General features: G+C 44.2%; 23 protein-coding genes and 3 pseudogenes. 6 read left to right on the forward strand and 20 right to left on the reverse strand.

The annotated features are described in order from the left end of the window. Positions 1-13 precede the first annotated feature (13 nt). Together NSS66_RS04935 and NSS66_RS04940 are read right to left on the reverse strand one after the other, a co-directional pair. The gene (locus NSS66_RS04935; RefSeq protein WP_068939838.1) at positions 14-1,342 is read right to left on the reverse strand and encodes a prolyl oligopeptidase family serine peptidase; all 1,329 of its coding nucleotides are present in this window, start codon (positions 1,340-1,342) and stop codon (positions 14-16) included. Positions 1,343-1,442: 100 nt separating this feature from the next. Further along, positions 1,443-2,324 (reverse strand): AraC family transcriptional regulator, encoded by an 882-nt coding sequence (locus NSS66_RS04940; RefSeq protein ID WP_340958519.1) that lies wholly within the window; start codon positions 2,322-2,324, stop codon positions 1,443-1,445. Positions 2,325-3,136: 812 nt separating this feature from the next. On the opposite strand from NSS66_RS04940, the pseudogene NSS66_RS26810 reads away from it, so the two are divergent. After that, a pseudogene (locus tag NSS66_RS26810) lies at positions 3,137-3,202 on the forward strand (toxin-antitoxin system HicB family antitoxin); the annotation flags it as partial. Positions 3,203-3,325: 123 nt separating this feature from the next. Here the strand turns inward: NSS66_RS26810 and NSS66_RS04945 are convergent. From NSS66_RS04945 to NSS66_RS04980, 7 genes and pseudogenes are all read right to left on the reverse strand, one after another. After that, positions 3,326-3,877 carry a hypothetical protein gene (locus NSS66_RS04945; protein ID WP_340958520.1) on the reverse strand — a complete coding sequence of 184 codons (552 nt, stop codon included), beginning with the start codon at positions 3,875-3,877 and terminating at the stop codon, positions 3,326-3,328. A 16-nt stretch (positions 3,878-3,893) separates the two neighbouring features. Then, positions 3,894-6,515 (reverse strand): lipase family alpha/beta hydrolase, encoded by a 2,622-nt coding sequence (locus NSS66_RS04950; protein ID WP_340958521.1) that lies wholly within the window; start codon positions 6,513-6,515, stop codon positions 3,894-3,896. 417 nt (positions 6,516-6,932) lie between these two features. Next, the gene (locus NSS66_RS04955) at positions 6,933-7,082 is read right to left on the reverse strand and encodes a hypothetical protein (RefSeq protein WP_340958522.1); all 150 of its coding nucleotides are present in this window, start codon (positions 7,080-7,082) and stop codon (positions 6,933-6,935) included. A gap of 67 nt (positions 7,083-7,149) precedes the next feature. Continuing rightward, positions 7,150-7,789, reverse strand: a pseudogene (locus NSS66_RS04960) (M15 family metallopeptidase). Further along, positions 7,786-8,236: pseudogene (locus NSS66_RS26815) on the reverse strand (phage holin family protein). Before NSS66_RS26815 ends, NSS66_RS04960 begins: the two co-directional pseudogenes overlap by 4 nt. A 21-nt stretch (positions 8,237-8,257) precedes the next feature. After that, a complete protein-coding gene (locus tag NSS66_RS04975) occupies positions 8,258-8,521 on the reverse strand; it encodes a hypothetical protein (RefSeq protein WP_340958525.1) in 264 nt (87 codons plus the stop codon). 58 nt (positions 8,522-8,579) lie between these two features. Beyond that, positions 8,580-8,858, reverse strand: coding sequence for a hypothetical protein (locus tag NSS66_RS04980; protein WP_340958526.1), 279 nt, complete (start codon positions 8,856-8,858; stop codon positions 8,580-8,582). 317 nt (positions 8,859-9,175) lie between these two features. On the opposite strand from NSS66_RS04980, the gene NSS66_RS04985 reads away from it, so the two are divergent. Then, positions 9,176-9,667, forward strand: a complete 492-nt coding sequence (locus NSS66_RS04985; protein WP_340958527.1) for a hypothetical protein — start codon at positions 9,176-9,178, stop codon at positions 9,665-9,667. Positions 9,668-10,007: 340 nt separating this feature from the next. On the opposite strand, the gene groL is transcribed toward NSS66_RS04985, so the two are convergent. From groL to NSS66_RS05020, 7 genes are all read right to left on the reverse strand, one after another. Next, positions 10,008-11,636, reverse strand: a complete 1,629-nt coding sequence (groL, locus tag NSS66_RS04990; RefSeq protein ID WP_013309215.1) for a chaperonin GroEL — start codon at positions 11,634-11,636, stop codon at positions 10,008-10,010. Positions 11,637-11,709: 73 nt separating this feature from the next. After that, complete coding sequence (gene groES, locus NSS66_RS04995; RefSeq protein ID WP_007429271.1) at positions 11,710-11,991, reverse strand: co-chaperone GroES; 282 nt, start codon at positions 11,989-11,991, stop codon at positions 11,710-11,712. Between the two features lie 360 nt (positions 11,992-12,351). Further along, positions 12,352-13,119 carry a twin-arginine translocase subunit TatC gene (tatC, locus tag NSS66_RS05000; RefSeq protein ID WP_340958528.1) on the reverse strand — a complete coding sequence of 256 codons (768 nt, stop codon included), beginning with the start codon at positions 13,117-13,119 and terminating at the stop codon, positions 12,352-12,354. A gap of 112 nt (positions 13,120-13,231) precedes the next feature. After that, entirely contained in the window at positions 13,232-13,483 is a 252-nt protein-coding gene (locus NSS66_RS05005; RefSeq protein ID WP_076294998.1) for a twin-arginine translocase TatA/TatE family subunit, read from the reverse strand. Between the two features lie 103 nt (positions 13,484-13,586). Next, positions 13,587-14,069, reverse strand: coding sequence for a MogA/MoaB family molybdenum cofactor biosynthesis protein (locus NSS66_RS05010; protein ID WP_013309212.1), 483 nt, complete (start codon positions 14,067-14,069; stop codon positions 13,587-13,589). 113 nt (positions 14,070-14,182) lie between these two features. Next, positions 14,183-14,671: a cyclic pyranopterin monophosphate synthase MoaC gene (gene moaC / locus NSS66_RS05015; RefSeq protein ID WP_013309211.1), complete on the reverse strand. Its 489-nt coding sequence runs from the start codon at positions 14,669-14,671 to the stop codon at positions 14,183-14,185. Positions 14,672-14,709: 38 nt separating this feature from the next. Continuing rightward, entirely contained in the window at positions 14,710-15,363 is a 654-nt protein-coding gene (locus NSS66_RS05020) for a 5-formyltetrahydrofolate cyclo-ligase (RefSeq protein ID WP_076157955.1), read from the reverse strand. A gap of 270 nt (positions 15,364-15,633) precedes the next feature. Between NSS66_RS05020 and NSS66_RS05025 the strand changes: the two genes are divergently transcribed. Beyond that, positions 15,634-17,598, forward strand: a complete 1,965-nt coding sequence (locus tag NSS66_RS05025; protein ID WP_254348189.1) for an ABC-F family ATP-binding cassette domain-containing protein — start codon at positions 15,634-15,636, stop codon at positions 17,596-17,598. A 547-nt stretch (positions 17,599-18,145) separates the two neighbouring features. On the opposite strand, the gene tsaD is transcribed toward NSS66_RS05025, so the two are convergent. The 4 genes from tsaD to tsaE are packed head-to-tail and all read right to left on the reverse strand — an operon-like array spanning position 18,146 to position 21,059. After that, entirely contained in the window at positions 18,146-19,210 is a 1,065-nt protein-coding gene (gene tsaD / locus NSS66_RS05030) for a tRNA (adenosine(37)-N6)-threonylcarbamoyltransferase complex transferase subunit TsaD (RefSeq protein ID WP_028543081.1), read from the reverse strand. Next, complete coding sequence (gene rimI / locus NSS66_RS05035) at positions 19,207-19,722, reverse strand: ribosomal protein S18-alanine N-acetyltransferase (protein WP_071639897.1); 516 nt, start codon at positions 19,720-19,722, stop codon at positions 19,207-19,209. The genes tsaD and rimI overlap by 4 nt, the downstream gene beginning before the upstream one ends. A 17-nt stretch (positions 19,723-19,739) precedes the next feature. Beyond that, on the reverse strand, positions 19,740-20,576 hold the full coding sequence (gene tsaB, locus NSS66_RS05040; RefSeq protein ID WP_340958529.1) for a tRNA (adenosine(37)-N6)-threonylcarbamoyltransferase complex dimerization subunit type 1 TsaB: 837 nt from the start codon (positions 20,574-20,576) through the stop codon (positions 19,740-19,742). 3 nt (positions 20,577-20,579) lie between these two features. Next, the gene (gene tsaE / locus NSS66_RS05045) at positions 20,580-21,059 is read right to left on the reverse strand and encodes a tRNA (adenosine(37)-N6)-threonylcarbamoyltransferase complex ATPase subunit type 1 TsaE (RefSeq protein ID WP_053324873.1); all 480 of its coding nucleotides are present in this window, start codon (positions 21,057-21,059) and stop codon (positions 20,580-20,582) included. 133 nt (positions 21,060-21,192) lie between these two features. On the opposite strand from tsaE, the gene NSS66_RS05050 reads away from it, so the two are divergent. From NSS66_RS05050 to NSS66_RS05060, 3 genes are all read left to right on the forward strand, one after another. Beyond that, positions 21,193-21,723: a cysteine hydrolase family protein gene (locus tag NSS66_RS05050; RefSeq protein ID WP_075153900.1), complete on the forward strand. Its 531-nt coding sequence runs from the start codon at positions 21,193-21,195 to the stop codon at positions 21,721-21,723. A 613-nt stretch (positions 21,724-22,336) separates the two neighbouring features. After that, entirely contained in the window at positions 22,337-23,521 is a 1,185-nt protein-coding gene (locus NSS66_RS05055; protein WP_028543085.1) for an acetyl-CoA C-acetyltransferase, read from the forward strand. Positions 23,522-23,576: 55 nt separating this feature from the next. Then, the gene (locus NSS66_RS05060; RefSeq protein WP_264454055.1) at positions 23,577-24,317 is read left to right on the forward strand and encodes an acetoacetate decarboxylase; all 741 of its coding nucleotides are present in this window, start codon (positions 23,577-23,579) and stop codon (positions 24,315-24,317) included. The last annotated feature ends 34 nt before the right edge of the window (positions 24,318-24,351 follow it).

Raw genomic sequence — 24,351 nt, forward strand, 5'->3', positions numbered from 1 at the left:
CTAGCTATACCTTTCAGTCCAATGTTTTGGAGGCCAGCCATTGCATCATGGTTGTTTTCTTTCCGTCAATCACCTTCGATACTTCGTTGTTATACACGTAAATCCAGGACCAGTGGCCGTTGTATTCATACGGTGTTTGGTCGCTCTTCTTGTACAAACCAGAGGTATCCACTACGTTATCAAATAACGACATATGAACATCCTTTGCTCCGGCATTCACTAAACGGTTGTAGGTCGGAATCGCATAATCGTTGGGCGGTACTACGGTGTCGGTTTTGGCAGCCACAAACCAGATCGGCAGGTTCTTCATTTCGTTTATTTGTTCATCGGTAATAAGGCTGTCCTTTAAGGCTTCACAGGCCACCACAGCTGCTGCAAAATAATCTTTATAATCACGGATCATCAGCATAGTCATGTAACCACCGTTGGAGTCTCCGCCAATATAGATTCGATCTGTATCAATGTCTTTGTTTTGGGCCACGTACTCCTTAATTAAGGACATCAATGCTTGCTCGTACTTGGAGGTTCCGTCCCCAAAGCCTGTAAAGCCATCCATCCAGTAGGTTGGGGTCTGAGGTGCCAACACATAAGCCCCGCCAAAATAGGATTGGATATCCTTAGAAGCAAAATTCGCTGCTTTATTTCCGGAAATCGGAATCGTCGGATCGGTACCTCCCTCACCCATACCGTGCAGCCAGATCACTAGAGGGTTTTTCACTTTGTCTTGTGCCGGTGCGTAGTCCACATACGTTAAAGTAACACCGTCAAAAGTAGCTTTGCCAGTTGTAAATTGATCAACCAGCTTCCGTATCTCTCCTGCGGAAGTATCGATCTTCAAGCCGGAAATCGTTCCTGATTTGGTTTTAATAACTTTTTGCTGCGTGATCGTGTATTTGTTATCATTCCATGCATTAAACCCAGAGCCTGCCGCATCATAATGAATAGCGGAGCTTAGTGTTAAGGCCGGGCCGATTTCCATTTCCAATACAACGTAGCTTCCGGTTTTATTTACAGGGTTGCCACTTTTGTCCGATACATAGGCCTTGGTGACTTTCCGGTTGCCATTCTCAATAAAGGGATTTACCAGCCTATTGTCGCTTCTTCCCACATGCACCTTAAATGTATCCTTTGTTATCGCATCTTTAGGTACTGGCTTACCCAGGTTAACAATGATCTTCGTAATGGCTGCTCCCCAATCCTTAACCTCCGCAACCGTCCGGTACGAGGTGGGCTGTATCTTTACATCCTTGGCCCATGTACCGGAATTGAAAGCAAGGGTCGTACCGATAGCTAAAGTGAATAACATAGTTGTTTTAGCAGCCTTTTGAAACTGTTTAAACATGATGTCTTACCTCCCGGGTCCATTAATAAAACGCTTACATTATTTATTTTAATGATTTTTTTATTTGTATCCTGTCTTTTATTAGCCTAATTCAGGTCAATTACTGACTCCTTGCTCCAGAATACCCCTTGTTCTCTTTTCGATATTGATGCGGTGTTGCCTGATAAACCTTTTTAAATACCCTGGCAAAAGACTTCTCGTTCGGAAATCCGTGCTCCAGCGCAATTTGTATGATGGAATGATCCGTATTCATGAGAGCTCGAAAAGATCTCTCCAGACGGATGGCATTGATATATTGAAATAAGGTCATCCCTACATGCTTCACAAAAAACCGGGACAAATATTCGGGAGACAACCCAAAAACCTGAGCTATCGAATCCAAGGATAAGCTTTGATCGTAATTCTTTTTGATATAATCGGTTATCAACGTCAGCCGCTCCAAATATTTATCGGAGTTAAAGCCACGGATAGATTCATGATCCATTTTAAAATGCATTAATAACAGATACACCAGTTTATAAGATAATGACGTTAAATGGATATGCGCTAAAGGGTCATTATGCCGGTTGAGATAAGCCACAAATAAGGTGTTTAACAAATCACGCAGCTCCGCAAAATGCAGTAATCTCTGCTCGTTAGTTTCAAAAATGGATACGCAGTCAAATGAAATCGGGTCACTGCCGTTAACATTTGCTCTAATAAATTCAGAAGGAATCAGAACCGTTATAGCCTCTCTCCCTTTTCCCTTAGCTACAGAAAAGGAATGAATGGCATTCGAATTAATGAGCAAAATATCTCCTTCTTTGGAGCTATAACTCGCGCCATCGATGTAGATATGGTCGATTCTTCCTGAAAGCACATAGGATATTTCGATGCTGTCGTGCCAATGCCCAGGTATGTACGCTGGTTCATTTGAGGAATGAAATATAATTTTTAACGGAAAATGATTGTCTGCCTGGACCAGCTCATATTTGTATTCCAAGTTTGTCGCTCCTCTCAGATGTGAACATATAAATAGAAGAAAATGGCTTCAGCAGAGTGCCGAAACCACTTGTATTTAACCTTCCTCTCTCTATAAACAAAAAAACCTAAGATAACAAAATACATAAGATCCTTAGATCTTAACATTTTGTTCCTTAGGTTTTGCCTGCGTAACAGTAACAATCCTAGAGCTATTCATTTAATTAAGCTAAGTATATAGCGGGTTGAAATACATGTCAACGCTTTCATTTTAAATGTAATGAACCGAAAAACCCTTATAGATCATGTGTAAATCTATATAACACTGCATTTTGGATCATTAAAAAGGCTGATTATGAGAGAGTCCATAATCAGCCTTTTGTTTTACGCTATGTGGTCAAACAGGGCGTCTAATCATAGAAGCCCTTGATGCATAAGTTTTTTTCAAACCTATTACATCATGCCGCCCATCTTTGATTGATTCTCGCAGAGGAACGTCGTAAAACTTATCATCTATTGTATAGCTTGTTTGGGCTTATCTTCAGAAAGTTTTATTCGTCTACATCTGCCCTCATTCGCCGGAATTGTGATTTTTTTGTGATTCAAATAAACATTTCTGTCCTCACACAAACCCGACTTACCGACAGCTTTCCTACAATTGTATATCAAGGTATACAGAGTAGCAATGATACTCTTCCTGATGTTAATATTCCCTAAAACACTTCGTCCCTGGGGGCGTAACGATCTTTTGATCACAGTCCCAGCTCTCTATGATTACTATATCCCGCAATGAGGACTTATCCGCCCACGTAATATAGTTATCCTTCTCCAGAGCAACCGGGTGAGAATGAATTCAGCGGGAAGTTTAATCTTCGAATTCCCCACAGCCTGCACTGGTAATTAGTGAGCATGCAGCTGGAGAGAATGTATCTCTGAATCAATACTGTCTGTACAAATTGAGCAAGTAACCAAAAAGCCCTGCTGACTTTTATTGGTTGTAGGGCTCTAATCTATGGAACTTACTTAATGAATTAAGTTTTTGTTATCTTCCTTAACTGGATACACATCCAAGAATATTCCTTTAGGAAGATCTTGTTTTTGGGAGTATAATTCTGATGCTTGCTCTTCTGTAACATTTGTAATTATCATCTTACCTTCTGGTTTACCTTCTCTTAAGTGCAATTTCAATTGGGTGTTCTCTTCTGAAATAAAAGGAAAAGAAGAAGCCCACTGCTTACAAAGAACTGAGGCATTTTTCATTCGTTTCAATTCCTGTCTAGTTATGAAGTAATTCCTATATATCTTAATGCTAAAAAAAGCAATGAGGAGTATAGGAATACCCATAGTTAAAACAATTGTGGATACAGCCAAACCTGAAACTATGATCATTTTTATCAAACCAACAAAAAAAGAAACAATTGCCCACGCTATCAGAACAAGTTGGAGAAGTATAGATTTAACATCAAAACTTCCAAAAAGTCCACTTGCTTTCCATAACCTAGTTGAATATAAGATGAAGGCTATGAAGAATATGAGAAAAAGTGAGCCAAATTGCACCATTATCATAATATTCAAAGCCCTCACCCCCTAATTATATTTCTTCATCTTCTTTCATGATAAGTGGAATTTCCCTTAATGGCGGTCGAACGTTTTTCAAATCAGTTATTACAAGTTTAAAACGGTATTCAAGGAATTTTTCATCAACTATGAACTTCCCTTTGAACATACCACTATCGTCTTCAATAAGATCTAACTGTTTATCGGGCACTTTATTAGTTCTTACTGCAACCAACTTTGCACGAGGTCGGGTATGAGTGATAGTCTCATGAGTTCTTTCAGAAATTAATTCGAAGGAAAAATCATATTCTTCTCCCACTTCAAGAACTTCTGTTGGAGCGCCATAAAAATATAAAGAATATTTTTCTAAAAATCTAATATCAAGCTCCAAAGAATCAGAATTAAATTTTACACTTCTGATGTTATCAGGTATGTCTTGATTTGGAGTTACTCTTCTCGAAATCTTGCTTCCTTTGCCCAGTAAAACAATTTCGAAATCATATATGTCTAATGTTTCGTATTTGAGTATGTTTTCCCAGATCATGATCGGTTGAGTTGCAGAAGAGTACTCTTCCCACATTAATATAGGAATATTACCCAAACTGAGTTTTAATGATTCGATGTCACCTTGTTTTCCAAATTCATTTACTGAGTAGTATTCAATTTCATAAAAGGAATTTGGATCTCTACGTAACTTAGCTGGACTCAAGTTCACTTTTTCACTCGATTCAAATTTCTTAAATTCACCTTCACTGTCCACTCTGTAATATGAATCTGCTCGGGCCCCGTTTGTTAATGGCTTAAAGGACAAATCTATTCCCTCTGGGTCTAAAGCAACAATTAACTTTGTGGAAGGGTTCCGGCCATCAACATTGAATGTGAATTTTTTTGTCTTTATTGATCTGTTAAAATTATCTTTACCAAATGCTTCAATTGTATGTGCACCTGAATCAAGATTTAAATCCACGGGTTCCAAATAACGCTTTGGTTTTCCACCATCGACAGTATAAAATAAGCTCGCTATGTTTTCAGGCTGGTCTACATCCAGAAACAATGTGACTAACCCAGAGTAAACCTGTCTGTATTTAACTTTTTGCCCCTGATTACTTATTTTAATCTTTACTTGTGGAAGGTCATCTTGTACCTTAGAAACTCCTTCCACTTTCTTCCTTCTTATCACCTTCGGTTCAATAGTAGAACTATCTACTCGAAGAGAAGTTTCTGTGTTTTTATTTGATAAAGGAATTCTCAGTGTAGCTGATGTTTCATCAGATACTGGAATTGGATCGAACTTTTCCTCTTTCACCGAATCCTCATCATAGATTTTAACAGAAATATCGGCTACCCCATTGTCATAAGAATTGATCTTTATAATCATGTCATCTTTAATTGTTTCATCAAAATAAACATACTTTGCTTGACCAATATTAATATAGGTAACATTTCCCTCTATTGCATACGGGCTAATCTCTTCAATATTAGGATCAAATACTCCTGCTACATATCTATTCTCCTCGTCAAGGATTGTTGAATCAACAGGGCACATAATTTTTGCAAATACACCTTGTCTGAATAGATCTGTATTTTCCTCTTCATGTATACCTAGAGGCATATGTCCTTGCTTACCACTTAATGACCATCGGATAAATTTTATAACTTCTTTCTCGGAACCCATTTTTGTATGCTGTACTGGACAGTAATATAAATTCGCAGCATGTGCAGGAGTGGCACTAAAAACTGGAACAACACCATCGCCATTCTCAAACTTACAGTCCCTTTTAAAAGGATACCTTGTCTTGTTGCTCTCAATAGGCAACTCATATAAGGTAGGTATCTGACAACCAATCAAATTATCATGTTCGATATGAGTAGGAATAGATTGAAGCATCATTGTTTGAATTGGGCTCATGAAATCATTCCAAACATTAGATACTACTCCATGAGTTCCAACTAGTTCGTCATAAAAGTTTTGTGCTTTCATTTGAACATCCTGATATGTAATAACCTTGCCTGAATTATTATCTTCATTTTGTAACAGGAATTTACCTTCTTCATGATCATTAAAGTAGTGCTCGCTTGGAAGTAACTGATAAACTGACGGCAATTGGCGAGCTAAATCCCTGGTTTTTTTATCGTCAAACATTTCAAATATGTTTGTAAAATCTTGAAAAAATCCAGGCTCGCCAAATGATAGGGCCTTATATGAATCTGGAGCACCATGCCATGGTGTTCCAAGAGTCGTCAATTTTTTTACCATATTAGAAATCCCAAGATCATCCATTTTTAAAATTGCTATCTTGGCAATCATCCCTCCCATACTATGGGCCACTAAATGGATATTATCGTGCTTCGCATTCAACCTAGTTATCGTGCTTACCAGTTCGTCTGCGGTGAGATTGATATCTAAACGCCAGTCATAGGGAAACATTTCTGCTTCCTCACTAGAAAATTCTTTAAGAATTCCCCGATAAATCCTTTTGAAATATATATTAAATCCATTAACGATACTTAATGGACTCTTAGCCTTCATTGGATTGCATATGTTAAGAGCCTCTACATCTTCAAGATTTTTAGGAAACCACCTCTTGTTCCCCCCTTCCCAGAGATCACTTCCTTTAATCCCCGGTATGAATATTACGTACGGTTTTCCGGACATTGCTCTTCCCCCTAAGATATGCCAGTAAGTCTAATAAAAGATCTACGCGACAACAAATTTCATTTCATTAGGTTTAAAGTAGCACATAACCCGTCACCAGTCTACATAATTTGCCAATATAGAAGTGGATTGTATAAGAAAGTAGGCACAAAGAACTGTCACACTTTGTGATTGCTTTTAAATCGTAATTACGACTATATTCATTCCATTTACATTTTTGTACAATTGTATAGTCTTTATTCTCTGGATAATTTACTTTTCAAAAAACAAAATAGGAACACATGTTCTTTTTTGTGGTAAAAAAAAACTCCTATGGATATTGTCACCGGAGCCTTTTTCACCGATGCTTTTCGGATATAGGGTAAGTATAATTGATTTGGGTGATTCTGTAAATAGTAAACTAACAAACGTTTGGGATTATTCCAACTTGTCCGTACCCGTAGCCCCAGACGATTTTCCATCCACATACGCCTCGGCTAAGATATATGCGATAACCGCGCCGAACGTACCGATCACACCAGTCACTTGAATAACCGTATCCTTGCTGGCTCCAAATGCAGTAAGCAAGCTCGTTATAAGTGCGCCAACAAAGCCCAAAACTTACGCGAAGACAATTTACGTTTCCAATCAGTCATTACTCAACACTTCCATTCGCACTGAACACGCCAGCCCGGTCTAGTAAGGTGACCATGCGGTAAAAATCATAAGAGCCATCATTTTCCGTATCAAGCACTCCAGCACCTTTAGCGTTAATGCAAGCTTGCTCGGCCCACGTTGGAACCTTTGTGAGTTTATTTGCAGATTCGAGCGCGATCACACGTTTCTGTAGCGCCTTAAACGCTGCCTTTTCTTCTGCTGTCATTTCCTCATCCCCCATATTCAATTTGTTCAATCTGACCAGCACAGCATTAAGCTGCACCTGAGTTGGGCATTTGCCTGCACGGAAATCTGCTGTAGAAAGGCCAAAGGTCATCTGAAAGTGGGGCATGTCTTTAAAGCTACGCCAGTCGCCACCCCATTCTAGGCCAAGTTTCTTGGCTTCCTCTACGACTTTGCTCCAATCCGGAAGCGAACCCAAAATTATGATTGCTGTACCCACCCCGCACTTTGGTTACTTTGGGACGCTTATCTCCATTCCGTCCCTGGGCATAGAGTGCGTCCTGCTCCGCATATGTTCGCAAACCTTGGGTTATCACAATCCAAACACCACAGCCATAGTACTGCTCAATGAGCTTCTCCATAACTAGCTTGAAAACCGAATGAAGCCCGCTCAACCGCTTCTCAGATTTTTTTTACTTGATCCCTTACTATCTCCTCCTTGGTTGCCGCCTTTGCTCTTTAGCACCTCAACCGCCTGGCGGAATTGGGGCACCCATCCTAACACCGTTTTCGATGATCGAAAGTAGTTCGTTGCCAGATAGAAATGGCGACCGTGTCTCGGAACAAATGGCTATCCCCCAAAATACCGTCTACAATATGACCCACGGCTATCATTGCAAAGATAAAAACCTTACGGGAAATACCAATAAGACTAATCTTGCTCTTTAGACCGGGACCCGTTCCTTTTTTGCCCTCCGTCCACGCTGCAAGCAGCCCTGTAGCATAATCAAATATTGTAAATGTAAGGAGTGCAGCCAAGACAAATGACACCCTCCAAAGAAATATGTTATCGCGCTCCCCCCAAAGGCGGCACTTAATTTATAAATCTCCAACTTGTCCACTTGCTTCCCCCGTCTCCGTGGTCAGGACTCCCTGCCTAACCTGTAAAAGTAAAGCCCCCGACCACTCACCGTGGGCAAAGAAATAGCGCATCCGATTGGATATGCCGTTTTTGCTTCTTGTTCTGTTAGTTGTTCTGCCACCTGTGTAGCTGCCGGTTCTGTCAGGCCAAGATCGGCCTTAACCAGTTCCTGCAATGCTGCTGGTACATCTGCAACTGTGCGACGACCATCAAGGATAAGATGTACAAATGTCGTCACATAAGCTTTTTTGATCTGCTCATTCATGCTATCACCTCCCCTCATGAGCTACGTGAAAATAAAAAACAGAACCCGCTCCCGGATTCTATTTAACATCGGACTGCGACATAACGAACTGGATAAGCCCAGCTATGGCCTCCTTGTGGTCTAAATCAGCCCGTTTAAGTTCCGTCACCTGATCCGTAAGAGATTTCTCAGATTCCGATCCGTTATTAGATTGATAGGTAAACTCCATTGTCTTAGTGTCAGGATTCACCATGTACCTTGTCGCGTGGTAAAAGTCTTCTTTATACTTATAAAAACCCAGTTTGAGCACATCCACCTGTTCCAGGTCATATCCCTTGAGCTGCGGGTAAAAGCTCATATCATCCTTTTAGGTTGTCTCGCGTGCTGATTCTGATTCAATTTGCGGGGTCATAAAAATTACCTAGCCGCTCGTTTTTCTCCAGTACACCTTTTGCCCGATTTTCATTACTAACCTTCTTCTCTTTTTTTATTCGTATGCCCACCATTCATAAGCTCGTAATACTGCAAAGCTAGAGCCGCCACCAGTTCTCAAAGTTCCGCTTCTAACAGTAATAGAAAACCCGCCAGATAAGGAGTATGCTAGGACCACAATTGAAGGGGTACATGTAACTTCAAATATGATTATGAAATATGCAATAAAAAAACAAAATGAGATTGGATAATCCATGTTCGGGAACAGTTATCCCGGCGAAAATGTTGACGGTAGAGGAAATTGAAAATAGCCCAATCGAGGATGGTTACTTAGAAAAACATGAGCTGGCTGAATTTTTAAATGCAGTTAATGAACATGGTTTACCTGATAACATTGAAATCTTTCACTTGCTTGCCTTTTCAGGGATGCGATCTGGGGAACTCTGCGCTTTAAAAGATACGGACTTTAACTTTGAATTAAATGAGTTACGAATAACCAAGACACTTTACAATCCTGATAATAATATGCGTAAATACACTCTAACTCCACCCAAATCTACAGGATCTATCCGTAAATTTAATATAATTGATAACGTTATGAATTTGCTCCAAAGACACATTGTTAAACAACAAGCTCTCAGACTTGAATATAAGAAACTATTTGATGATTATCATGAAAACAACTTTGTTTTGCCCACAAGAACGGCTACCCACTCATTCAAAAAAATATATTAATCCGTATGGAACGTATTCTCAAGAAAACCTCAATTAAAAAAGAAAGCTACTCCTCAAATTCTTCGGCACACTCACATATCGATGCTGACTGAAGCTGAAGTTGATCTCAAAACGATCATGAAGCAAGTTAGCCAAGATGACGCTAAAACTACATTGAAAGTCTATACGCACGTTACGGAGAAAATGAAGAAAAATGCCAATGAGAAGATTAAAAATCACTTCGCAGACATCCTTCAAATCTGACTGGTTGCATAGAATGTGATTTTTATGTGATTTTATAGAAAAGGACTCCCTCTCGGGAGCCCTTTAAATAGCGGTATTATAGGTTTTTTCAAACCTATTACATCATTCCACCCATACCACCCATGCCGCCCATGTCAGGCATTGCAGCCTTTTCTGGTTCTGGCTTGTCAGCGATAACCGCTTCGGTAGTCAGGAACATTGCTGCTACAGAAGCAGCGTTTTGCAATGCATAGCGAGTTACTTTTGCAGGGTCCACGATACCAGCGTCGATCATGTTTACCCAGTCGCCAGTAGCTGCGTTAAAGCCTACGCCAACTTCTTCGCGTTTCAGACGCTCAACGATTACAGAGCCTTCTTCACCTGCATTAGCAGCGATGGTGCGGATTGGAGCTTCCAGAGCGCGCAACACGATGTTCACGCCTGTTTGCTCGTCGCCTTGCAGTTCAACAGCTGCAACTGCTTTGTATACGTTCAGGAGCGCTACACCACCACCGGATACGATACCTTCTTCAACCGCAGCACGGGTTGCGTTCAGGGCATCTTCGATGCGCAGTTTGCGTTCTTTCAATTCTGTTTCAGTTGCTGCACCGACTTTGATGACTGCTACGCCGCCGGACAATTTAGCCAGACGCTCTTGCAGTTTCTCTTTGTCGAACTCGGAAGTGGTTTCTTCCAGTTGCGTACGGATTTGACTAACACGAGCGTCGATGTCGGCTTTGTTTCCAGCACCGTCAACCACAATCGTATTTTCTTTTGTGATACGCACTTGACGTGCTGTACCCAGTTGGTCTACGGAAGCTGTTTTCAGGTCCAGACCCAGTTCTTCCGTGATCACTTGACCGCCTGTCAGGGCAGCGATATCTTGCAGCATTGCTTTACGACGGTCACCAAAGCCTGGAGCTTTAACAGCTACAGCGTTGAATGTACCACGCAGTTTGTTGACAACGAGCATAGCCAGCGCTTCGCCTTCGATGTCTTCAGCGATCAGAACGAGTGGCTTGCCTTGTTGTACGATTTTTTCAAGCAATGGCAGGATTTCTTGTGTGTTTGTGATTTTTTTGTCTGTGATCAGGATATATGGATTGTCCAGTACAGCTTCCATTTTGTCCGTATCTGTAATCATGTACGGGGAAATGTAGCCACGGTCAAATTGCATACCTTCAACGACTTCCAGCTCTGTTGCAAAACCGCGGGATTCTTCAACAGTGATTACACCGTCTTTGCCCACTTTTTCCATAGCTTCAGCGATCAGTTCGCCTACTTCATCATCAGCAGCGGAAATACCAGCTACTTGAGCAATGGATTGTTTGCTTTCGATTGGTTTGGAGATGGCTTGCAGTTCAGCAACAGCTGCTTTAACCGCTTTGTCGATCCCTTTACGGATACCGATTGGGCTTGCGCCAGCAGTTACGTTTTTCAGACCTTCTGTGATGAGGGCTTGAGCCAAAACAGTAGCAGTAGTCGTACCATCACCAGCTACATCGTTCGTTTTGGTTGCTACTTCTTTAACCAGTTGAGCGCCCATGTTTTCGAACGCATCTTCCAGCTCGATTTCTTTTGCAATCGTTACACCGTCATTGGTGATGAGCGGGCTACCAAATTTTTTCTCCAGTACAACGTTACGGCCTTTCGGTCCGAGTGTTACTTTAACAGCGTTAGCCAATGCGTCAACCCCGCGCAGCATAGAGCGACGAGCGTCTTCACTGAATTTAATATCTTTAGCCATTTGTGATAAACCTCCCTATGGATTATGAATGATTTGTTTCAATTCCTATATTCAGGTCTTGTCCGGGTTCCGGTTAACCGATGATCGCGTGGATATCGCTTTCTTTCATAATCAAATATTCTTTACCTTCATATTTGATTTCCGTTCCAGCGTATTTAGAGAAAATGACACGGTCGCCTTCTTTTACTTCCAGAGGAATACGGGCACCGTCTTTCAATGCGCCTGCGCCAACCGCGATAATTTTGCCTTCTTGCGGCTTTTCCTTGGCAGAGTCAGGAAGTACGATCCCGAAGGAAGTCGTTGTCTCTTGCTCAATTGCTTCCACCAATACGCGTTCACCCAAAGGTTTGATCATGAAAAAATAGCCTCCTTATTAAGTGTTTTATCCTGTAATTTGGTTGTTATGTTGTATGTATTAGCACTCGACAGTCGTCAGTGCTAACAACCAACTTTATGATACTCAACTTGAGATTGAATTTCAAGTCCCTAATGTATTTTTTATGGGAATTTTTATGGACAGCCCTTCTCGATTATTTCCATCTGACTTAAAAATAACCGCTGACCCAAGGCTAATGCTTATTTTTAGGGCAGCTAAGCTGCTGCTGTTCATACTCTGTAAATAGTTATGATATACAAATGCTATTCATCATGTGCAAGTTGCCATGTAGCGCGGACCCGAATAAATTGTTTACTGAGCCATTCAGGTCCTGCCTTTTTATTCCGAAGCTACACGCAACTGGGCCTCACGTTCCTCCTGCGCACGCAGCTGCCTGCGGTACACGACCGAAGATAAATACACGCTCACTTCATATAGCACCAGCAACGGAATCGCCACCAAAAAATCGGAAATAAAGTCCGGCGGGGTAATGACAACCGCGACGAACACAAGCAGAAAATAAGAAATCTTCCGCCATTTGCGAAGCCGTATTGGTGTTATAACATGAATCCCCGTCAGAAACATGATAAGCAGGGGAAGCTCAAACAGCAGTGCTACAGGCAGTACAATATTAAACATAAAGGTAAAATATTGTGCGATCCCGTACGTTTCCTGTAATCCCATACTTTTAGTGACGGACGATGTAAACTGAATCGCCATTGGGAAAATAATGAAATAAGCAAAAGCTGCCCCAATAATGAACAAAAGCAGCACATAAGGCACATACCGCAAAGTCGCACTCCGTTCTTGCGGTCTTAAGCCCGGGCTGACAAACTTCCACAGTTGGTAGCAGGCAAACGGTAGCGCCACCGCAATCCCGATGATCATGGCGATCTTCATGTAGATACCAATCCCGTCCCAAAAGGAAAACGCGTTTAACTGAAAAGCTTGCGCCGAACCGGAGCGAATAAGCCAGTCATAGACAGAACCCGCCGCGAACAGACCACCAGCCAGTGCCAATACAAATACAATTAGCACATAAATAATTCTGCGGCGAAGCTCTCCCAGATGTTCCATTAACGGCATTTCATGCTCTGATGGGGTCAAGTCCATTCCTCCTTTCTGAACGGAACGCAGCAGCGCCTCCTAAAAAATAAAGCCCTTCACTGAAGAAGAGGCTCTTGTTTATTGTACAAGCATCAAGAATCGATAACTAAATCTATGACATGCGTTTATCCTCAGGCTGAGGTTGAACTTCTGAAGACGTCGTTTGTGATGCTTTGACCACACTATCTTTGCTGTCTTTACGCTCAGTCCGTTCATCTTCTGATAAAATATCGCGTGCCCCGTTTTTAAACTCACGGAATGTACGCCCTACAGCTCGACCCAGCTCAGGCAGCTTGTTCGGACCAAATAACAGCAGCGCCAGAATAATCAACAAAATATAACCCGGTGCTCCAATATTGGGCATGTGTAGTAATCCTCCTTATGTTGACGGACAAAATAAGAATCTTTGCCCGTATACGGCCTTATAAATTCTTATAGGTATCATACCACACACGATGTGCTGCCTTCTACCGGAACTGGCCTGTCACCATAAGCAACGCTTCTGGAAGTTGGTCCATTATCGCTGCCAAATTTTCATGCACACCTTTGGGCGTTCCTGGCAAATTGACAATCAGTGTACGTCCGCGTATTCCCACGATTCCACGGAATAGCATAGCCGCTGGATTTTTCTGCATCACGATCATTCTCATGGCTTCCGCCATGCCTGGCACTTCCCGTTCCACAACCCGCCTAGTCGCCTCGGGTGTCACATCACGGATCGCCAGCTCAGTTCCGCCCGTAGTTAGTACCAGGTCTGCATGAAAATAATCGGTCATTTCGATTAAAGCTGCAATAATTTCATCCGGTTCATCGGGAACGATCCGGTATTCCACAATCTCTCCGCCCAGTTCTTCTTCGATGAGTTCCCGGATGACCTGTGCGCTTGTATCCTCACGCTCTCCCCTTGCCCCTTTATCACTGGCTGTTAGGATCGCCGTTTTCCACACCATAAGATCACCCTTCTCCTATCATGAAAGAATACTTTCTCTTCTGAAAATCAGAAACAGCCACGCTGCATCCTCCATCACATCACAGTACCCTCTCGGCGACAATGTTGTCTATGTCAAGGTTCCCGGTGGTCCTCCCTTTGAAAATCCCCATGCTTGCCACCTGTTTTGGATTGCAGCATGGTAGGGCCGATGATCATATCTTTTTGCAGCGCCTTGCACATATCATACACGGTTAACGCTGCGGCTGAAGCCGCTGTCAAAGCTTCCATTTCTACACCTGTTTTACCTTCGGTCTTCACTTCAACTTCAATATGAAGCACATCATGTCCATTATCGGAAAAAGTAATGTTCACGCCTGTCAGGGCCAGTGGATGACACATCGGTATCCAGTCTGACGTTTTTTTCGCACCTTGAATCCCTGCGACCTGGGCCACAGCAAGAACATCACCCTTGCCGATTCTTCCTTCTTTTACAGCCGTCAATGTAGCCGGATTCATCGTAATCTGAGTCACGGCAACTGCTGTACGAATCGTAGACGTTTTACCCGAAATATCTACCATCCGAGCCCGTCCCTGTTCGTTAAAATGAGTAAAGGAATCCACGACTCCCTCACAGCTCCTTTCACATACCCAACTTTACTTCATTCATCATTTGTCAATTTTGCATAATCACAATCTAAGCGTCCATCCAGAGTAAACAGCACGTCCACTCGCAAATCACTTGGCTCCATGGGCACCTGTGTCAGCAATTGTCCCGGCAGCAGCAGCGAGACATAAAGCGGACCTACGTGGCTGTTGTTACGCTTCTCTGCCTCTACCTGTACGGTAAAGCGGTCATAATAGCCTCCGCCGTAACCAATCCTGCCCCCACGACGATCAAAGGCCAAGCCAGGCACAACAACCCAGTCAATTCCCGCCCACATTTCAGGCGACCATTCCTTGCATGTCAAAGCAGGCTCAGGGATGTTCCAGATACCGGGTACAATATCTCCGTACTGATCCATCTCCCTCAGCTCCATAGTCCGGGTTACCGGATCCACTCTTGGGGCCAGGACACGATCTCCCTGTGACCAGCAATGCTCAATGAGGGGGGTCGTCGAAATCTCGCTGCCAAAAGAGAGATAACTAAATAATGTTAGCTTATCTCCGTTTCTGTCTATTCTAAGCTGCTCCCATGCCTCGATTGCATGCCGACAGGCCACAGCCGATGCCTTCTGCCTTGTCAGCGGGTCCATGGAGTCACGCGCTTCCCGTTGCTGCAAACGCAGCGCGTTCTTCACATCACAGACATCCATCACATCCGCCCTCCCGCACAATCGTCGATAATCTTTAAAACGTTGCTATTGTCCCATTTGTCAGTAAGTGCTGTACGTTGCAAGTTTTTTTCATTCTTTTTCACTTCTCGTTTAAGTTTATCATTGTTTATACAAATTGACTACACGCGGCTCAAGGGTTTACAGGGTGAAAGCAGTGCAATAGTGGGTAATTTCATGTAAACTGGAAGGAAGGTACCTGCGAAGAAAGCAGGTAGAACTGTGCAAAATGTAATGGAGGAACGATACGCTATGCTATTGCAAGTAACCGGAATTACTAAATCCTATGGAATTGAGCCCGTTCTGGACGGGATTAACCTTCAAATATTGGAACGTGAACGTATTGGACTCGTAGGTGTGAACGGTGCAGGCAAATCGACCCTGCTCAAAATCATTGCTGGTGAAATATCCTATGACAGTGGACAAATTTTCAAGGCGAAGGAGACCAGCATCGGTTATCTGGCGCAAAACAGCGGCTTGAATTCTGATCGTTCTATCTGGGGGGAAATGATGCTGGTGTTCACTCCCCTGATTGAAGCGGAACGGGAACTGCGGCAAATGGAACAGGACATCGCTGACCTGGCCAATGCTCAAAACGAAAAACGCTACGCAGATCTGCTGGAACGCTATGCACGTCGTTCAGACTGGTTCAAGGATCACGGTGGTTATGAAATGGAGACCCGTATTCGCAGCGTGCTGCACGGCATGGGCTTTGGTTCATTTGCACCTGAGACGCCTGTAGCTACTCTGAGCGGAGGACAGAAAACCCGGCTTGCGCTAGCACGCATCCTACTGCTCGCCCCAGATGTCCTTATGCTCGATGAGCCTACCAACTATCTGGATATTCAAACACTGACCTGGTTGGAGGACTATTTGCGCGGCTACTCCGGTTCTCTGCTGGTTGTATCACATGACCGTTATTTTCTGGACCGACTGGTAACGACGATTATTGAAATCGAACGCCATCGTTCTACCCGATATACAGGCAACTACAGCCGCTACATGGAGTTGAAGGCTGCCGAGTACGAAACGAACCTGAAACATTACGAAAAGCAGCAAGGAGAAATTGCCCGTTTAGAAGCATTCGTACAACGTAATATCGTACGGGCTTCCACGACCAAACGCGCTCAAAGTCGGCGCAAGCAGTTAGATAAAATGGAGCGTATGGATCGGCCCATGGGAGACTTGAAAAAGGCTCATTTTTCCTTTGAAACAGCCCATATGTCAGGTAAGGAAGTGCTGGAGGTACGTGACCTCTCTGTGGGGTATGAAGGTAAAAAGCCTTTATTCCAGCACGCATCGTTCGACTTAAAACGTGGAGATACCGTGGCACTGATTGGTCCGAACGGGATCGGAAAATCGACGTTGCTCAAATGTCTGACCGGATCACTTAAACCTGTTGCTGGCTCCATCCACTGGGGCACAAAAATCAAAATCGGCCTGTATGACCAGGAGCAGACGAACCTGAACCCCGCCAATACCGTACTGGAGGAGTTGTGGAGCGAATACCCTCATATGGAAGAAGCACGTATTCGTACAGTGCTGGGTAATTTCCTGTTTAGCGGTGACGATGTACTGAAAAAAGTAGCTGCATTAAGCGGAGGGGAAAAAGCCCGCGTTTCTCTGGCCAAGCTCATGCTGCGCGAAGCCAACGTATTAATTCTAGATGAGCCTACCAACCATCTGGATTTGTTTAGCAAGGAAGTGCTGGAAGCAGCTTTGATGGACTATGACGGTACACTGTTGTTCATTTCCCATGACCGTTATTTCCTGAACAAAATGGCGGAACGTGTCATCGAGCTGCATCCTGAAGGGATAGAACATTTCCTGGGGAATTATGATGACTATGTAGCCAAAAAGCAGGAGTTAGAGGAAATTGCGCTGGAAGCTCTGGAGGCAAATCAGGCCACACGCGGCAAAACATCGGCTGCCTCTGCATCCGTGACAGACGAGACCACGTCCAAATCACGCGCCGCCACCTATGCGGCGGACAAACAAGCCAAAAGCGAGGAACGCAGCCGTCAACGCAAGCTGGAGGCATTGGAAAACCAGATTAAAACGCTGGAAGAACAAATTTTAGGGCTGGAGGAACAAATGACCCTGCCTGAGATCTATCAGGATTACACAGCGCTTCAGAATATTCAGGCACAACTCGACACCCATAAACAGGAATTGACTGAAACCTATACCGCTTGGGAAGAGCTGTTAGAAGAATAAACACCACTGCATAAAATCTCAGCCTTAAAAATTTCACATTTTCCTCTTTTGTATTTTTGTACACAAGATTATCCACAACTTATGTGTATGAATGAGATTGAAAAATGGCCTTTTGGGCCATTTTTTTATTGATAAAAAGCCGTTTTCAAATGAAAACCAAATTTATCCACCCTTTTATCCACATTATCCACAGATTTCACAAGAACTAAAGGTGTTACATATCCCCCAACTTGCTATCTCCAAAAAGTCTTATCCTGCTTGCTTCGGGCTCGGTTATCCACATTAGAAGCGGTATATGTGGATAACTTTGTTCACAACTTGACAAATCACATCATTATTCGGGCAGTATCAAAATTCCAGATTTTTTTTATGAATCATGAAAAATCGTGAACAATTGTGACGAATAATGTGAGGGAATGAGATACTGCCATTCATTTGCTCAAACTCCTGTATTTTATCCTCTTGAATTTATATTTTTATGATAGTTATGGAGCAGAACAAAAAAGACACGACTCAACTGTGCCGTGTCTTGCTCATTCTTCTTCAATTAAGTTTGGACAGACCATTCTTCCAGAGACAGTCCTGGATCAGCCTTCATATCCAATGAGGTAAATTCCCCGCGCTTCCATTTGGCGTAGGCCGCAGCACCGATCATCGCTGCATTATCTGTGCAATATTTCATCGATGGTACAAGCAGCTCAATTCCTTCGCGCTCACAGCGCTCACGCAATGCTGTACGCAGTCCGCGATTAGCAGCCACACCGCCACAAAGCAGGAGCTGCTTCGCACCGTATTCACGCATGGCACGAATCGCCTTTTCCACCAGCACCTCGACGACCGACTCTTGAAAGCCTCTTGCGATCGCTCCGACATGAACAGTTTCTCCGCGCATTTTCGTCTGGTTAATTACATTCAGCACTGCAGATTTCAAACCGCTAAAACTAAAATCATAAGAATCCGGCTCCAACCATGCACGCGGCAAAGTAACCACTTCCTCCGATTCATGAGCCACACGATCCACATGCGGACCGCCGGGATACGGAAATCCAATGGCTCTCGCTACTTTGTCGTAGGCTTCTCCAACCGCATCATCCCTTGTACGACCAATGAGTTGAAAATGACCTTCGGACTCCATCAGCACCAGCTCTGTATGTCCTCCTGACACAACGAGAGCAATGCACGGATATACGATATCATGCTCCAGCTGATTGGCATAAATATGTCCCGCGATATGATGCGTCCCGATTAATGGCTTGCCGAACGCCAAAGCAGCGCTCTTAGCGGCGACAATACCAACCAGCAATGCACCAACCAGTCCTGGTCCTTGTGTCACGGCAACCGCCGAAATCTCGCGTGGGGTAATTCCTGATGTTTGCATAGCCTCGTCCAGCATGTAGGTGATGCTCTCCACATGTTTGCGTGAAGCCACCTCTGGCACAACACCACCAAAGGCTTTGTGTGTTTCAATCTGACTGGAAATCAGATTCGAGAGCACCTCTGTGCCATTTTTCACGACAGAAACAGCCGTTTCATCACAACTCGTTTCCACTGCCAGTATATAGCAAGGCTCGCCGGAGGCGGAGCCTGTACCTACTTTTTCCTCTTGCATCATTGCTTCTGCACGCTTCCTTCCTGTTCACCGGATGCCCCATGCGCGGGAAGATCCGCCCACATGATCACAGCATCCTCGTTATTATCCGAATAATAGCCTTTGCGCACACCTGCGGGCTTAAAGCCTTTTTTCTCATACAAGCCTTGAGCGATCCGGTTCGTTACCCGCACCTCCAGCGTCATACGTTCCATCCCTAAATAAGAGGCGGTCTGCATCAGCTCATCCAACAGCTTGTCTCCAAGCTTACGTCCGCGATAAGCCTCACGAATCGCAATATTCGTAATATGGGCCTCATCCATAATCGTCCACATGCCTGCGTAACCAATGGCTTGTCCGTCTAGTTCCATAATCATATATTTAGCGAAATGATTCATCGTCAGCTCATTGCGGAATGCTTCCTCTGTCCACGGTAGCGTGAACGCTTCATGCTCAATCTCCAGCACATCGGGAATATCATTCAGTTGCATCAAGCGAAACTCAAGTTTCTCTTCCCGCTGTATGTTCTTTGCCATGTTGTTCACCGCTCTCTTCAGCGCTGGCGAAGCAGATTGGCTTCCGCCTCCGCCAGCTGGGTATAATTAGGAACCAGCGTATGTAGCTCGTCATGTTCTTGACGAAGCAGCTTATCCGCCCCAAGGCGGCCAACCCATCTTCCTTCCAGCTCATAAGGTACGATACGAAGCTCGCTCCATGCACGCAAGCGATCGGCTGTTTCGGCGTGAACCGTCGTTTCACCGACTAGCCAAATGACTGGGGGACGCTCTTCAGAGGGTAAAGCCTCCAGCCGTTGCAGCAGGTCATCGGTCCAAGCAGTCATCAACCGGATTGCATCTGGCTCCAGCCGTTGCGGACTCTCGACGTCGTCAACTGTACTCACGGCGAACAGCCCCGTGTAAACCTGACCACGGCGCGCATCCAGCACGGGCACAATCCAGTCTGCTGCCTGTGCTCCGGACGAACCGTTGTTCACAGACTCATTTTTACCTTCTTGCCCCTTCATCTCGATGCCGCGATTCCAACCCCCCCACGCCAAAGCGTGCAAAGTGGATATGGACGTCACCGGAACACCCCAGGCCCAAGCGAGTGTTTTGGCTGCGGTCACGGCAATCCGGATACCGGTATAAGACCCCGGTCCAACACCAACTGCAATACCGTCTACATCATCTCGTGTCAGCCCTTCTTCATTCAGTAGTCGCTCCAGCTCGGAAATCACATGCACGGAGTGATTACGTTCGCCATAGACGTTGCTTTCTCCCAGCAGTTCTCTTCCGTTCATCAGAGCGGCCGCCATCACGGTCGTCGCTGTATCTAACGTCAAAAACCGCTCACGCGGCTTTACATTCACATCTGTATGCTCTCTTTGCATGGTTCAAACTCCATTCTCCCGCAAACTGCGGCACCATTGTTCATAAGGCTCGCCGTACCCGGTCAGGTGAATCAAGCGCTCCCCGACATCCGTTGTTTCTATATACATGTGAAGCCGCTGCTCCGGCAATATATCCGGTATAATACTACCCCATTCCACCAGACATACTCCTGTCCCGTAAAAATATTCGTCCAGCCCGAGATCCTCTGCCTCGTCCTGGGAAATCCGGTACACATCCATATGATACAAAGGCAATCGGCCCTCGTACTCCTTAATGAGGGTAAAGGTTGGACTATTTACGATACCCGGCACACCTAAATGGCTGGCAAAAGCCTTGGAAAAAGCAGTTTTGCCCGCTCCCAGATCTCCATCCAGCACAATCACCGTTCCGGGGACCGCTTTGGCTGCCAAAAAACCTGCCAATGCCCCGGTCTGTGCCTCTGAGACAGAACGGAACATAAACTGCTCCTGCGAAATTGTCATATATTTTAATCACCTTTCGTCCGAATCGGACCGTTCCAACTTGTTCTTTATTATATAGTTCACCTTATGTCGCCGCAAGGCATGAAGACATGCTATTGTAAGTTAGTGATACACACAGGGAGGGATTGAAACGATGGGGCAAACCGTTTTACTCATGATTGATGTTCAGCAGGCTATGTTCATGTATGATGAGAAGCTGTATCGTGAACAGGAAGTTGTAGCACATTTGCAGCAGCTTTTGGACAAAGCCAGAGCTACAGGTACACCAGTGATTTTCGTACAGCATACCGATGAAGCGGATGAGGATTTCCGGGAAAACAGTGTAGGCTGGGCCATCGCCGATGTGGTGCGTCCTCTTCCTCATGAACGAATTGTTCGTAAATCATCCTGGGACAGCTTCTATCAAACCGAATTGGGCCATGTGCTGAAGGAACTGGGAGCCGATCAACTCGTAATCGCGGGGATGCAGACCGAGTTTTGCCTCGACACGACTTGCCGAAGCGCCTATAGTCTGGGATACCATAACAACGTGCTCGTATTAGATGCACATAGTACATTTGATAGCAAGGTGCTGAGCAGTGAACAAATTGTAGCGCATCATAATGGGATGCTTGGCAATCGTTTTGTGCGTTTACTCGCGACAGCGGATGTACATTTTTCGTGAGTTGTTGAAGTTTTATGTTCCAAGCCGATTGCTTTCAAGCAAGTCGGCTTCTTTTATTGTTCATACGAAAAAACCGCCCTTTCAAGTGACACCGTTAACAAGAAGCAAGCTGGCACAATATAACGAAGATTATGAATATTGAAAGGCAAATCCGTCTTCAGAACATTCTGGAGGCTTTTTTTTATTTCCCAGCGATGAGTTAGATGATATTTGCGAGGAAAACTTTTTCACGTATGGATTGTAACTTTCATTTTTAACAGAAAATTCAATTTATGATCATGATTTTCAGAAAAATTAAGAAATTAACAGAAAACGTTAGAATGGCCTAATTATTGTGGCCTATATGGCTCTATAAACATCTGTACATAGATATGTGTATATTTTTGAACATTGAGCAAAATCTGCATTAGAACTATGATGAAACTGGTTTTAATTTCCAACGAGAGAAGGCGATCGAACCCTCACACTCACTGTCTTAGGCACCATGATATGCCCGCAAGCAAATGTATCTTGCAGTCGCTACATCTCGTAGGTTAAGAACGGAAATTACGAATTGAAGTGCAATCATGGATGTATTGTGTCTTGAACACAACGAAAGGAATGTGAGTTTTTAATGAAAAAAGTAGCTTTAGTAAGCCCGTTGAGAACAGCGGTCGGCTCTTTTAACAAAACCCTTGCGCCTCTAAGCGCTCCTGAACTGGGAGCAACTGTGATGACAGCATGCCTTCAGCAAAGTAAATTAGAGCCTTCTTTGATTGATCAAATTTATTTAGGAAATGTTCTTCAGGCGGGCAATGGCCAAAATCCTGCCAGACAGGCGGCACTAAAAGCCGGTATCCCTATTGATGTACCCGAAACAACGATAAACACGGTTTGCGGTTCAGGACTCCATGCCGTTGCTTTAGCCTACAATTCAATATTGGCGGAACAAGGCAACATCGTCTTGGCCGGAGGCATGGAGAGCATGTCGAATGCCCCTTACCTGCTAAGGAATGCAAGAAACGGCTACAAACTTGGCAACGGTGAGTTGGTAGACTCCCTGGTGGCCGACGGTCTTACGTGCCCGATCAACCATTACCATATGGGAATTACCGCAGAAAATGTTGCAGAGAAATATGGAATTTCAAGACTTGAGCAGGATGAATTTTCCTATCAAAGCCAGATAAAGGCCGTAGAAGCTAAAAACAAGAAGCTTTTTGAAGAGCAGATTGTTCCAGTCATGATCAAAAACAAAAAAGAAACTATTTCTTTCACGGAGGACGAACACATAAGAGGAAATACAACGAAAGAAAAACTTTCTCAATTAAAACCTGCGTTTAAGGAGAACGGAACAGTTACCGCCGGAAATGCTTCAGGAATCAATGATGGCGCGGCGGCTATGCTTGTAGTGTCGGAAGACAAATGTAAGGAACATGCGTTAAAGCCGTTGGCATATATCAAGGGTTATTCACTTGTTGGCGTTGACCCTGCATATATGGGAATGGGACCGGTGAAGGCCATTTCGTCACTTCTGAAGCAACAGGGAATGTCTATTGATGACATCGATCTTTTTGAAATTAATGAAGCGTTCGCCGCACAAGCACTAGCGGTATTGAAAGAGCTTGGAATCAATCCTGAGAAGGTGAATGTCAATGGCGGCGCGATCGCGATCGGGCATCCTGTCGGTGCAAGCGGTGCTAGGGTATTGGTTACGCTGGTTCATGAAATGGTGCGGAGATCTTCACGTTACGGCATCGCCTCGTTATGCATCGGAACGGGAATGGGAATAGCGATGCTAGTTGAAAATGCACTCATTTAAAGTGCGAGTTCAGGATGACTTTTAGAACTATCTCTTAAAAGGAAGGGAGATCGCTATGAATCAAAAAGATGTACTTTCACTCCAATCCATGCCTGCGGCCAGCGGCAGTTATGGGCGCCCGCCATGTCGCTTCATCAACCGGGAATTTTTCATCATTACCTATGAATCCGATCCCGCTGCGATTAGACAGGCGGTCCCGGAACCTCTTCAGCCGGATGGAAGCAATACCGTTTCCTATGAATGGATCAAGATGCCCGATTCATCCGGGTTAGGAAGCTATGAGGAAAGCGGTATTGTCATTCCGTGTACTTTTCATGGAGAACCCTGTAATTTTGTTGCCCAAATGTATTTGGATAACGCGCCTGCTATTCTGGGAGGACGTGAAATCTGGGGATTTCCGAAAAAATGGGCGAAGCCCCGCTTGATCGTTGAGGAGACGGAGACGCTGACGGGTACATTGCATTACAACAACGTCCTGGTGGCCACGGGAACCATGCCTTTCAAATATAACATTCTTGATGAAAAGGAAACGGCTAAAGCCATCGCAAAAACGCAAGTTAATTTAAAATTAATTCCTGATGTTGACGGTACCCCTAAAATTGCTCAGTTGGTAGCGTATAATCTCGAAAACATTACGGTAAAAGGCGCCTGGTCAGGGCCTGCGAGGTTAAACCTGATTCCCCATGTCAACGCTCCTGTGGCAGATTTGCCGGTAAAAGCTTATATTGGCGGAAAACATTTTATTGCCGATTTAACGCTTCCATATGGAAGAGTCCTCTATGATTATCTCCAATAAAGTTGCTTTCCTAAAAATATATATATAAGGAGAA

Origin of the sequence: Paenibacillus sp. FSL R10-2748 (genome assembly GCF_038005565.1) — a bacterium.
Lineage (GTDB): Bacteria > Bacillota > Bacilli > Paenibacillales > Paenibacillaceae > Paenibacillus > Paenibacillus polymyxa_B.

Coding starts and splice junctions, on each gene's coding strand:
- NSS66_RS04935 (WP_068939838.1), bottom strand. CDS start 1,342: ATGTTTAAACAGTTTCAAAAGGCTGCTAAAACAACTATGTTATTCACT.
- NSS66_RS04950 (WP_340958521.1), bottom strand. CDS start 6,515: ATGTCCGGAAAACCGTACGTAATATTCATACCGGGGATTAAAGGAAGT.
- NSS66_RS04975 (WP_340958525.1), bottom strand. CDS start 8,521: ATGAATGAGCAGATCAAAAAAGCTTATGTGACGACATTTGTACATCTT.
- NSS66_RS04980 (WP_340958526.1), bottom strand. CDS start 8,858: ATGAGCTTTTACCCGCAGCTCAAGGGATATGACCTGGAACAGGTGGAT.
- groL (WP_013309215.1), bottom strand. CDS start 11,636: ATGGCTAAAGATATTAAATTCAGTGAAGACGCTCGTCGCTCTATGCTG.
- groES (WP_007429271.1), bottom strand. CDS start 11,991: ATGATCAAACCTTTGGGTGAACGCGTATTGGTGGAAGCAATTGAGCAA.
- NSS66_RS05005 (WP_076294998.1), bottom strand. CDS start 13,483: ATGCCCAATATTGGAGCACCGGGTTATATTTTGTTGATTATTCTGGCG.
- NSS66_RS05010 (WP_013309212.1), bottom strand. CDS start 14,069: ATGGTGTGGAAAACGGCGATCCTAACAGCCAGTGATAAAGGGGCAAGG.
- NSS66_RS05020 (WP_076157955.1), bottom strand. CDS start 15,363: ATGGATGTCTGTGATGTGAAGAACGCGCTGCGTTTGCAGCAACGGGAA.
- NSS66_RS05025 (WP_254348189.1), top strand. CDS start 15,634: ATGCTATTGCAAGTAACCGGAATTACTAAATCCTATGGAATTGAGCCC.
- tsaD (WP_028543081.1), bottom strand. CDS start 19,210: ATGATGCAAGAGGAAAAAGTAGGTACAGGCTCCGCCTCCGGCGAGCCT.
- rimI (WP_071639897.1), bottom strand. CDS start 19,722: ATGGCAAAGAACATACAGCGGGAAGAGAAACTTGAGTTTCGCTTGATG.
- tsaB (WP_340958529.1), bottom strand. CDS start 20,576: ATGCAAAGAGAGCATACAGATGTGAATGTAAAGCCGCGTGAGCGGTTT.
- tsaE (WP_053324873.1), bottom strand. CDS start 21,059: ATGACAATTTCGCAGGAGCAGTTTATGTTCCGTTCTGTCTCAGAGGCA.
- NSS66_RS05050 (WP_075153900.1), top strand. CDS start 21,193: ATGGGGCAAACCGTTTTACTCATGATTGATGTTCAGCAGGCTATGTTC.
- NSS66_RS05055 (WP_028543085.1), top strand. CDS start 22,337: ATGAAAAAAGTAGCTTTAGTAAGCCCGTTGAGAACAGCGGTCGGCTCT.
- NSS66_RS05060 (WP_264454055.1), top strand. CDS start 23,577: ATGAATCAAAAAGATGTACTTTCACTCCAATCCATGCCTGCGGCCAGC.